Here is a 10,961-nt window from a genome sequence, read left to right as displayed (position 1 = left end):
CTACGAGGTCAACGAGGCGTTCGCGCCGGTGCCGCTGGCGTGGGCGCACGAATTCGGGGCCGACCCGGCCAAGCTCAACCCGTGGGGCGGCGCCATCGCGCTCGGGCACGCACTCGGCTCTTCGGGCACCCGCCTGCTGAGCACCCTGGTCAACAACCTCGAGGCCACCGGCGGACGCTACGGCCTGCAGACCATGTGCGAGGGCGCGGGCATGGCCAACGCCACCATCATCGAACGCATCTGACCGGGGCGGAGGACCAGTCCCGCACCGTCCGATCCCCGGCAGGGCTGTCCGCTACCACGGACACCTCCGCCCGCCGGAAGTCGGCACCGAAGCCCAGTGCTTCCTAGTTACGCCTCGATGGGTGGATGACCCTGGGCTCTCCGGTCGTCAGCCGACGGTGGTGAGTCTGGGGCTAGAAACCCACAACCCAATACGATACGATCCGTATAGTATCGCAACCTTCTGGAAAGGAAGGGGAGAAGATTGACACTCCTGCTGGACGACGCCGCGGTGCGATCGGCCTTCGACTGGACGCCGGCCATCGCCGCGTTGCGTGACGCCTATCGGGCGGCTCCCGACGATGCTCGATTCCCGGCCCGGACCATTGCGCGCGGCGGCACCTCGTTCCTGCGGTCGATGAGCGGCGCGCCGGGCAGCGGCGGGTTGATGGGCGTAAAGACCATCGCCGGCGCGATCGGCGTGCGCAAGTTCTCGTACCTCATCTCCCTGTTCGATCAGGAGTCCGCGGAACTGGTGGCGCTGCTCGACGGCAATTCGATCACCGGCTACCGCACCGCGGCCACATCGGCGCTGGCGGTCGACCTGCTGGCCGCACCCGGACCGGTCACGGTTGCGGTCATCGGTTCGGGTTTCGAGGCGAAGAAACATGTTCGCGCCCTCGCGGCGGTGCGCAAGCTCGAAGCCGTGCGTGTGTACAGCCCGCGAGCGGAGAGCCGGGCGCGCTTCGCCGACGAACTCGCCGATCTGGACACGTCGATCATCGCCGCCGAGTCACCTCAGGCAGCGGTTTCGGGCGCATCCGTGGTGATCTGCGCGGCGCGATCTTATAACGAATCGCCGATCTTGCTGGGCGCGTGGCTCGAACCGGGAATGACCGTCGTCTCGATCGGATCGACCGTGCGGGAGCAGCGCGAGGTCGATCCGGATGTGATCGCACGCGCCGACGTCGTCATCGCCGACGTCCTGGAAGAAGTACTGCACGACAGTGGCGATCTCATCGCCGCGACGCAGGCGGGCATCGACGTCACCGACCGGATCGCGGCGCTGTCCGACCTCGTGTCCGGAAGGCACCCTGGGCGCACGACCACCGAACAGATCGTCGTGTACAAGTCCGTCGGCTCCGCCGTTCAGGACTTGGCCGTCGCCGCTATGTGCGCGGACGCCGCCCGCACGTCCGGGCTCGGATCCGAACTGCCCATCCGCATCCCACCGGTTCACAAGTAAAGGACGCACCATGAGCACTGCTGCCACCGGGAGCCGAACGCTCGCGGACCACACCCTGTTCCGCACTGCGGCCTATATCGACGGACAGTGGATTGAAAACGGTGAATCCGGGCGTTTCACCATCGCCAACCCGTCGACCGGTGAACAGCTGGCCGACCTGCCCTCGCTGAGCCGTCCGCAGGTCRCCGCGGCCATCGACGCAGCACACCGCGCCCTGCCCGGCTGGCGGGCCCGGTCCGCCAAGCAACGCGCCCAGATCCTCCGGCGCTGGTTTGACCTCGTCAACGAGCACGCCGAGGATCTGGCGCGGTTGATCGTCCTCGAGGAGGGCAAGCCGGTAACCGAGGCGCGCGGTGAAATCGCATATGCAGCATCGTTCATCGAATGGTTCGCCGAAGAGGCTAAACGTGTGCGCGGCGATGTCTTCCCGGCACCCGATCCCGCGAACCGCGTCCTGGTGCTCAAGGAGCCGATCGGGGTGTGCGCCGCGATCACGCCGTGGAACTTTCCCGCAGCGATGATCACTCGCAAGGTTGCTCCTGCGCTGGCCGCGGGTTGCACGATGGTCGTCAAGCCTGCTGGGCAAACACCGCTCACCGCCCTGGCTCTCGCGGAGCTGGCCACTCGTGCCGGGGTGCCGGCGGGTGTGTTCAGCGTGGTGCTCGGCAAGGCGGGGGAGGTCGGCGCGGAACTCACCGGAAACCCGTTGGTGGGGAAGGTGAGTTTCACCGGGTCGACGGAGGTCGGGCGGCTGCTGCTGCAGCAGTCGGCGGCGACGGTAAAGAAGGCATCGATGGAACTCGGAGGGAACGCGCCGGTACTCGTCTTCGACGACGCGGATCTCGAGGTCGCCGTATCGGGTGTGCTCGCCGCGAAGTACCGCAACACCGGTCAGGCGTGCATCAGCGCCAATCGGGTATATGTGCAAACCGGCATCTACGAGCGGTTCACCGCGGAGCTGGCCAACCGGGTCTCCGGCCTTCCGGTCGGCGACGGTTTCGAGCCGGGCGTCATGCTGGGCCCGCTGATCGACCAGTCTGCTGTCACCAAAGTCGAAGAACATGTGGCCGACGCCGTCGCCCACGGCGCACGTGTGGTGTGCGGTGGTGCGCGACATGACCGGGGCGGGCAGTTCTACCAGCCGACGGTGTTGGCCGATGTCGCCGCCGGTATGAAGGTCACCCGCGAAGAGACCTTCGGCCCGATCACCCCGCTGATCCCGTTCACCGACGAGGCGGATGCGATCCGGCAGGCAAACGACACCGAATTCGGCTTGGCCGCCTATGTTTTCAGTCGATACGCCGAGAGAATCTGGCGTGTGGCGGCGGCCCTCGAAGCTGGCATGGTCGGAATCAACTCCGGCCTGATCTCCAACGAAACCGCGCCCTTCGGCGGCATCAAGCAGTCCGGCCTGGGGCGGGAAGGGTCGATCTACGGCATCGACGAGTACATGGAGATGAAGTACCTCGCGTGGGCGGGCAGCGGCGCGAACTGACCGGAGCCGTTCAACCGGCCAACACATCGAAATCAATTGATCGAAAATCGGAAGGAACGCCCGTCATGGCTGTTTACACACGCTCCGAAGCCCGGGAATGGGCCCGCGAGAAGCTCGTCGGCGCCGTCAACTGCACAATTCCATCGTTCACGAACGACCTCCGCCGCATCAACGAAAAAGGCATTCGCCACGATATCCGCCTCGCCAAGGAACACGGTTTCATTGGCAGTCTCGGTATCTCGGAAATCAGCATCACCCTGCCGGAATACCTGGACTTCTTGCGGATTTCCAAGGACGAGGCCGGCGATGACTTCTACATCGTCCACCACGCGAGCTGGAACGATCTGGAGCAGAACATCGAAGCCGTCCGGGGCGCAGAGGAGGCCGGCGCCGATCTAGTGCTGCTGTCCTACCCGCCGAACTTCTACCCGGAGTCCGAGCAGGAGATCTTCGACTACACCAAGGCCGTCGCCGACGCGACGAACCTGGGTATCATCCTGTTCCCGATGGTGATCTGGGGCTTCAGCGGCCGCATTCATCCGTCCGATATCCCCACCCGCCTCATTCGCCGCATGATCGACGAGATCCCCAATCTCGCGGTGGTAAAAGCCGAAGGCGGCTTCCCGAGCATCCAGAGCGCGATCGAATGCCATCGCCTCTTCGGTGAGGAGATCGTCATCTCGATCCCCATCGAAGGCGAACTGATCCCGCTCTCGCAAGTCATTCCCATCCAGCTCTCGGCCACCAGCGATCACGAATACTTCGGACCCATGATTCCGCGTGTGATGCAGCTGCTGCGCGACGGCAAATACGATGACGCCACCGAGATCTACTGGCAGTTGCATCCTGCGCGCAAGGTCAAAGCCGGACTATTCAACGGAATGCACGGCGGATCGTTCCTCAACCGCCAGGCGTGGAAGTTTCAGGGGTGGTTGCAGGGCTACAACGGCGGCCCGCTGCGGCAACCCACCCAGCGCATCCATGACCACCAGATGGCCGCGCTGCGCAAGGGCTTGATCGACGCCGGACTGGAGCCGAGTATGGATCCGTTCCGAGAGTTCTTCATCGGCCGCAACCCCGCCTGACCGCGGAACCAGTAGAGGGAAGTGGCTCCGGTCGATTCCTCGATCGACGTTGGTGCGGTACTCCGGCGGAGCACCGTCGATCGAATTGTTGGCCTGGGTGCGTGAACTGAGTGTCGAAGGCGATGACGTCACCGCCCTGGTCGGCGACGTCATCGCTCGAAAGCTGCTACTTGACCGACCAGTTATATTCCAACCTCTGACCCACTATCCACGGACGACCTTTCGGTCCGGTCAGCTTATCAACGCCAGAGGTCCCCGGAAGGGGATCGAAGCGAACACCCTCAGTTCCAGATCGTTGACACCCGAATCACACTGATGTGGGTTTCGCGTGCTTCAGAACCCTTGTTGTTGAAGGTTTCATAGAGGCTGGCGAGCAGCATTCTGACCTGTAGCCAGCCTCGGGACGCGGGCCGTCGGCATTCACGGAGTAGTCGATGTACCGACTTGGGATCTCGCCACAGACCTAGGAGTAGTCGAAATGCCGTTGCATGTCCTTCATGCTGCGATTGCGTGCGTCAGTCTGATCGCACCCCGCCGCGCGACATCGATCCAACAAATCCTTACGAATTGTGCCATCGCACGAGCCAATGCACGGTGGCTGGCCCTTGCCGCGAGCGCATAACAAGAGTCCTCTAGCTGGATGAGGCCATAACGTTGGTGACACCGGCGTGGAACTTGCTCGCGGGTGGCCGGTTTCAGGCGTCAGTGTGAGGTCGATGGTAGTCGTAGTGCACGTTCCACACTTCGAGAGCTCGTGAGCGCTGCTGCTCGCTGGTCCAGGTTCGGGCGTAGAGGAATTCCTCGGACAGGATCGAAGTTGTAGCGCTCGACCTTGCCATTGTGCCGTGGGGTGTATGGGTTGATTCGCCGGTGGCGCGCGCCGTGCAGGACATTGGCGAAGTCTTTCGCGCGGTAGCATGAGCCGTTGTCGGTGACGATCCGATTGATGTGGCCGACGGAAGTGTGCAGCGAAGAACACCCGGGCTCGATGCATGAATCCGATTGCCGTGGAGGCTTTCTCATCGGTCAAAGCCTCGGTGTAGGCAAGGCGGGAGAACCCGTCGACGGCGGAGTGCAGGTACACGTAGCCGGCGCGGGCTCCGGCAGCCTTGGCGCGTTCGACGGCCTTCGCCTGGTCAGAGCGCTTGCCGTGGGCACGCCAGCCACCGCCCTTCCGGTATCCGCCCGACCTTCACCCGCGTCCACGTGCACCATAAGCCCCGGCCAGCGGGCGACGATTCGCCTTGGTTCACGGTTGCTCTCACCGGTGGGGTCGAGGAACTTGCGCCGGTTCAATCCGAGGAGGGCCAGGTGTCGGCTGATGGTGCGCACGGCGATCGTGGTGCCATCACTGCTCAGTTCGTGGGCGGTGCGGCGGGCGGACCATTTCTTGTCGCGGCGCAGCTTCTCGATCCGTGCCACCACCGAGGTGGGGGTGGCGGTCGGTTGGTTGGTGGTGGGGCACGCTCGGGCGATCCAGCAGTCCCAGTTCCCCGAACTCGCGGAAGCGGGTTACCCATTTGCTGGCGCAGGCGCGGGAGATGCCCATCTCGGCAGCGACGTGGGCGATGGGACGGGTCTGGCAACGTTCGACGAGTCGGCGGCGATGACCGGCATCATCGAGGTGCTCCGCGTCAGCACCGACCCTGGTGATGCCGTAATCGTGACCACCCGGTCTACGCGCCCTTCTTCTCGTACGTCTCGCACGCAGACCGGAACATCGGTGTGGCGCCGCTCACCCGGGCGGGCCGTCTCGACATCGACCTCATCGGGGACACGATCGCACGAGTGCAGACGGCGGTCGGTCGGTGCGTCGTCCTACTCTGCAACCCGCACAACCCCACGGGCACCGTGCACACCAGGTCCGAACTCGAATCGCTCGCGCGTGTAACCCGGGACGATTCACTGGGGAGCGCTCTGATCGCCGAGCTGGAGTACCGGTTGCTGGCAAGGGGGGTGCGGCGGATGAGCGCACTGTTGCCCGAGGGGGAGACAGGTGCGGCGGCATTGGCCAATTCCGGTTTCACCGCGCGGGCAGGCATCACCTATTACGAGAAGGTGGGGACGGTATCAGCGGATCGCGGAAGTGCTGGCCCGGCTCGGTGGTGCGGTCCCACCGGCAGGTCTGTGGCGGCAGGTCGCCCGGATGGCCAAGGAGAAGACTTTGATCGAGCGGCGGATCGTGCTGCCGTTGTCGCGGTCGGTACTCACCGCCGAGCATGGGGTGGTGCCGCCGCGGGCGGTGGTGCTGTTCGGGCACGCAGGGAAGGGGAAGACCACGTTTGCGCGGTCGATCGCGAGCCGGTTGGGGTGGCCGTTCGTCGAATTGTTTCCGTCACGGTTGGCCTCGAATGGGGGCGGTTTGGCGGCGGGGATCGGGGAGATGTTCGGGTCGATGGCCAAACTCGATCATGTGGTCGTATTCATCGACGAGGTGGAGGAGGTGTCGCGGCCCGGCGCCGGCCAGGGTCGGATTCGGTAGGAGTGGTGGACGAGTTGCTGAAATCTATCGTCGGTTTCCGGGAGCGGGCTGGGCGGCTTCTGGTGTGCGCGACGAACTCGGTGCGTGACCTCGATGACGCATTTTTGCGGCGTGGTCGGTTCGATTACGTGTTGCCGATCGGGGCACCGGATGAGCAGGCCCGGCATGCGTTGTGGGAGCTGTTCCGGCGTTGGTGGCCGCGTCGGCGGGCTTTACTCCCGCGGATGTGGCGCACGCGGCACGGATGGTCGCGCAGACGACGTTCGAGTGCAGTGTCGAACAGGGGGACGTTGTCACGCCGGTACGGAGGACTATTGGGGGTGATCAGTGCGATGCGTCCGACCCTGACCCCGGAAATGCTCGATGCGTTCGCTGTGGACATCGCCCGCTTCGCCCGAAGCTAATGGTGAGCTCAAGGTGTGCGGCCGGGAAATCGGCACTGAGGGGTGAAGTTTGTTTGAGCACAGTTTGTCCATATCGAGTACCGCGTGTCCCCGGCCGGTCCTCTCGCGAGGACCGGTCGGAAGCTGGCGATGTATGCCGTTCAGTTCATGAGTGCTGACCCTGCTTGCGCAGGGTGTTCTTGAGGATTTTGCCGGACGCGTTGCGGGGGAGAGCGTCGATCACCTCGAGTTGGGTGGGGAGTTTGTACTTCGCGAGGGATGCTGATGCCCATTCGCGAACGGAAGTGATGTCGAGCGCGGCGGCCGGACCCCGAGGGACTACGAAGGCGACCGGTGTTTCGCCCCACACGGGGTGGGGGTGGCCGATGAGTGTGACCTCGACGATATCGGGGTGGGCTGCGAGTACGTTTTCCACCTCGGAACAGTAAATGTTCTCGCCACCGGAGATGATCATGTCTTTTGCGCGGTCGACGACGTAGACGAAGCCGTCCTCGTCTACGCGGACGAGATCACCGGAGTGGAACCAGCCGCCGTGGAAGGCATCGGCCGTCGCATCGGGCTTGTTCCAGTATCCGAGCATCAATCCAGGGCCACGGTAGACGATCTCACCGACTTCACCCGGTTCGACGTCTTCCATGTTCGGATTGACCACGCGGGCTGTGACCGCGGCGATGGGCCGGCCGACGGAGCCGAGTTTGCGGATCGCGTCCTTGCCGTGGAGCACGCACGTCACCGGGGACATTTCGGTTTGGCCGAAGAGCGCGACGTTCATCGCGTCGGGGAAGGTGTCGGCCATCCGGCGCAGGAGTGTGTCGCTCGCCGGCGCCGCGCCCCAACCGAGGACACGTAGCCGCTCGAGGTTGCGGGTGGCGATGCCGGGTTCTGCGCACAGTGCCTGCCACTGGGTGGGGACCAAGAACACGCTGGTGACGCCTTCGTTTTCGAGCAGGTCGAGAATCGCGTCGGCGATGAATGCTCGGGTGGGATGGAGGACGAGTGTGCCGCCGACGAAGAGGGTCGGGACGACGGAGCCGATTGCGCCTATGTGGAACAGTGGGGAGGCGATCAGGTTGACCTCGTCTTCGTCCATGTACTGGAAGGCCCGTGTGACGGTGACGCCCTGGGCCTGCAGGTTCAGGTGGGTCAGCACGGCGCCCTTGGGGCGTCCGGTGGTGCCGGAGGTGTACATGATCAGGGCGGGGGAGTCTTCGGGGACGTCTGGTAGCGGAGCCGCCGCCGCGGTGTTCGTCTCGTCGATGAGGTCGCTGTAGAGCTCGAATCCGTTGGTGGGGTGGGTGATGGTGACGAGCCGAGGGCTTTCGGGAAGGTCTTTCAGGGCGGCCACGAGGATCGGGGTGCCCAGCTCGTCGCCGATGGCGATCTTTGCGCCGGAGTCGGCGAGTAGGTAGGCGGTTTCTGGTCCGGTCAGCCGAAAGTTGACCGGAACGGCAAGGGCACCGAGAAGGTTTGCAGCGAGCACTGTTTCGATGAACTCCGGACGGTTCCCGGTGATGATCGCTACTCGGTCGCCGAAGCCGATGCCTCGTGAGGACAAGGCCCTTGCCAAGGCACGCACCCGGTTCCGAAGCTCGGTCCATGTGGTGGTCGATCCGTCGAACCGGATCGCGGCGCGGTCACTGAGGGTGGCGGCGTGGCGTTCGACATGGTTCATCCAGTGCGATCGCCGGGCGCGGCCGGGCTGGTCGGAGAATTCGATCTGGTGCACGTGCTTCACCTTTCGGCGTGTTGAGGAGGAAGTGCGGGCGCGTCGAAATCCTCAGTCGAAAAGCCCGTGCGGCTGATCACCGGCCCGCTGCCTCGACTGGAAATCCGGAAGGATGTATTCGCCGCTGTGCCGACTGACGACGGGGTGGCCGCGGTCCCGGTGAGGCATTGATGCCACGGCAGCGCGAGTAATGGGGCGTTACCTCGGTGGCCGTGTCGGTCCGTGTGTTGCTCAACCGGTGACTGCAGAGGTCTTGTAGACGGATTGGTAGGTCAGGTAGGGGTCGATACCTTCGGGGCCGAGTTCGCGCCCGTGTCCGCTGGCCTTCACGCCGCCGAAGGGGGATCCGAGATCGAGGGTGTACGAGTTGATTCCGACGGTACCGGTCTTGACCTGGTGGGCGATGGCGTCGGCGCGGTCGGGGTCTGTGGACCATACTGTCCCACCCAGACCGAACTTGCTGTCGTTGGCGATCTGGATGGCATGGGCGTCGTCGTCGTATTTGATGATTGACAGGACGGGGCCGAATATTTCCTCTCGGGCAATGGTGTCGCTGTTGTCGACGTCAGCGAAGACGGTCGGAGCGACGAAGTAGCCGTCGAGGTCGGTGACTGCGTCACCGCCCGTGATCAGTCGGGCGGTGCTCGACTTGCCAGTCTCGATGTAGTTCAGGACTCGTTTTTGATGGTTTGCGGTGACCATCGGGCCGATCAGGGTGTCGTGATCGAGTGGGTCTCCGACTGTGAAGGACTTCACCACGGAGGTGACGGTGTCCACGACCTCGGTGTAACGGTTCGCGGGCACGAGCAGTCGGGTGCTCGCGTAGCAGGTCATGCCGTTGTTGGGGAACGAGGCAGCATAGAGCCCTTGGGCGAGGACGTCGAGATCGACGTCGTCGAGCACGATGCCGGCAGACTTGCCGCCGAGTTCGAGTGTGACCGGTCGCAGCAGGCGTCCGCAGACCTCGCCGATAGCGCGACCGGCCGGAGTTGATCCGGTGAAAGCGACCTTGTCGATGCCCGGGTGCGCGACCAGGTGTTGGCTGGCTTCGAGGCCGGCGGGGACGATGTTGAGCACACCCGACGGCAGCCCTGCCTCCAATGCGGCATCCGCGAAGACGAAAGCGTCCAGGGCGGTCTCGAGGGCGGCCTTGAAGACGACCGTGCACCCTGCCGCGAGCGCAGGCGCGATCTTCATCATCGCCAACGTTTGGGGGTAGTTCCACGGGGAGATGGCCGCAACGACGCCGACCGGCACTCGACGGATTTCGGTTGTTCCGGTGAGGCTCGGGCGCGATTGGACCCAGGTGAGTTCTCGGGCGAGGCCTGCGTAGAGGCCGAGCAGTGCCGCCGGGGCGAGTCCGTTGGCCGATGCCGACAAGGTGATCGGCATGCCGTTCTCCTGGCTGCACAGCGTTGCGGTGTCCTCACCCCGTGCGGCGAGGGCGGCGGCGAAGCGGTCGAGAATGTCGGCGCGGTCGTGCGCCGGGGTGGCGGACCAACCGGTCAGTGCGTCGTTGGCCGCGGTGACCGCTGCGTCGATGTCTGCGACGCCGGCGGTGGCGGCGGCTCCGAGGACCTTGCCGGTGCTCGGGTTGACGACGTCCACAGGGGTGTCGGTGCCGGTGACGAATTCACCGTTGATGAACAGGTGTGGGCGGTCGAGTCCCATGGAGTCTCCTGGCTCTGAAGTGAAGAGGATGGGTGGTTCAGCTTGGACTGGTGGTCGTGTCGGGTTGGGGCGAGTGACGGTGCGGAACAGGACACCCGGGGGCGAATGTTCCTAAGGTTTTGACGTCGAAACCGTTGGGGTAACTGCGGATACGTGGCATCGTGTGGACGTACTGCGGCGTGCGGCGCGGGGGCAGAGCGGCGACGAAGCGGGCACGTAACCGCAGTCCGGCCGCCGAGAGGCGCCGTGCGAGGTTCCCGGGATTTCGGTAGCGGAACGCCGCCAGGAGCGGTTCGTCCATCAGCGACCGGCTGAAGATGTCGATGATGGGTTTGGCGACGGCGGGGTAGAAGGACGCGAGCAGGTTCATGGTCGCGTCGGCGACCCGGCGCGCGCCGGGGTCGAACGCGAAGTGTGCGGCCTCGTAGGTGTCCATGAGGGCCGCGAACTCCGCGTACGTGGCGGGAATGTCCTTGATCCCCATGTGGCGGCCGAGTGCCTGGTAGTAGCGAACCGAGGCGAGTAGTTCGTCACCCGTAAGTTGCCGCCAGCCGTAGTTCTCAATCCATCGCTGGGGAACGACGACGAACGTCGCGAGGACGTAGAGGAAGTCCTCGTTAAGTCCTCGTT

At 64.6% G+C, this 10,961-nt stretch carries 8 protein-coding genes and 3 pseudogenes; 7 read left to right on the top strand and 4 right to left on the bottom strand.

Annotation, left to right across the window (positions count from 1 at the left end; all coding sequences use genetic code 11):
- From AC1DWT_RS46205 to AC1DWT_RS46190, 4 genes and pseudogenes are all read left to right on the top strand, one after another.
- Positions 1–244, top strand: a pseudogene (locus AC1DWT_RS46205) (steroid 3-ketoacyl-CoA thiolase); the annotation flags it as partial.
- A gap of 243 nt (positions 245–487) precedes the next feature.
- Positions 488–1,468, top strand: a complete 981-nt coding sequence (locus tag AC1DWT_RS46200) for an ornithine cyclodeaminase family protein (RefSeq protein WP_095869853.1) — start codon at positions 488–490, stop codon at positions 1,466–1,468.
- A 10-nt stretch (positions 1,469–1,478) separates the two neighbouring features.
- The gene (locus tag AC1DWT_RS46195; RefSeq protein ID WP_477925823.1) at positions 1,479–2,963 is read left to right on the top strand and encodes an NAD-dependent succinate-semialdehyde dehydrogenase; all 1,485 of its coding nucleotides are present in this window, start codon (positions 1,479–1,481) and stop codon (positions 2,961–2,963) included.
- Between the two features lie 65 nt (positions 2,964–3,028).
- The gene (locus AC1DWT_RS46190) at positions 3,029–4,048 is read left to right on the top strand and encodes a dihydrodipicolinate synthase family protein (RefSeq protein ID WP_095869855.1); all 1,020 of its coding nucleotides are present in this window, start codon (positions 3,029–3,031) and stop codon (positions 4,046–4,048) included.
- A gap of 698 nt (positions 4,049–4,746) precedes the next feature.
- On the opposite strand, the pseudogene AC1DWT_RS46185 reads toward AC1DWT_RS46190, so the two are convergent.
- Positions 4,747–5,702 (bottom strand): annotated as a pseudogene (locus AC1DWT_RS46185) (IS481 family transposase); the annotation flags it as partial.
- Between the two features lie 26 nt (positions 5,703–5,728).
- On the opposite strand from AC1DWT_RS46185, the pseudogene AC1DWT_RS46180 reads away from it, so the two are divergent.
- From AC1DWT_RS46180 to AC1DWT_RS46170, 3 genes and pseudogenes are all read left to right on the top strand, one after another.
- Positions 5,729–5,932 (top strand): annotated as a pseudogene (locus AC1DWT_RS46180) (aminotransferase class I/II-fold pyridoxal phosphate-dependent enzyme); the annotation flags it as partial.
- 202 nt (positions 5,933–6,134) lie between these two features.
- Positions 6,135–6,530, top strand: a complete 396-nt coding sequence (locus tag AC1DWT_RS46175; RefSeq protein WP_257014827.1) for an AAA family ATPase — start codon at positions 6,135–6,137, stop codon at positions 6,528–6,530.
- Positions 6,531–6,532: 2 nt separating this feature from the next.
- A complete protein-coding gene (locus tag AC1DWT_RS46170; protein ID WP_259376144.1) occupies positions 6,533–6,934 on the top strand; it encodes an AAA family ATPase in 402 nt (133 codons plus the stop codon).
- Between the two features lie 145 nt (positions 6,935–7,079).
- On the opposite strand, the gene AC1DWT_RS46165 is transcribed toward AC1DWT_RS46170, so the two are convergent.
- The 3 genes from AC1DWT_RS46165 to AC1DWT_RS46155 all read right to left on the bottom strand — a co-directional run.
- Positions 7,080–8,606: an AMP-binding protein gene (locus AC1DWT_RS46165; RefSeq protein WP_095870002.1), complete on the bottom strand. Its 1,527-nt coding sequence runs from the start codon at positions 8,604–8,606 to the stop codon at positions 7,080–7,082.
- Positions 8,607–8,891: 285 nt separating this feature from the next.
- Positions 8,892–10,331, bottom strand: coding sequence for an aldehyde dehydrogenase (locus AC1DWT_RS46160; protein ID WP_206016348.1), 1,440 nt, complete (start codon positions 10,329–10,331; stop codon positions 8,892–8,894).
- A 37-nt stretch (positions 10,332–10,368) separates the two neighbouring features.
- Positions 10,369–10,961: oxygenase MpaB family protein (locus AC1DWT_RS46155; protein WP_477925822.1), on the bottom strand; the 593-nt coding region annotated here is incomplete at its 5' end.

The sequence above is a fragment of the Rhodococcus sp. P4_B6 genome (assembly GCF_056402215.1).
The sequence above is the reverse complement of the archived record's forward strand: the minus strand, read 5'-3'. Positions and strand labels throughout refer to the sequence as shown.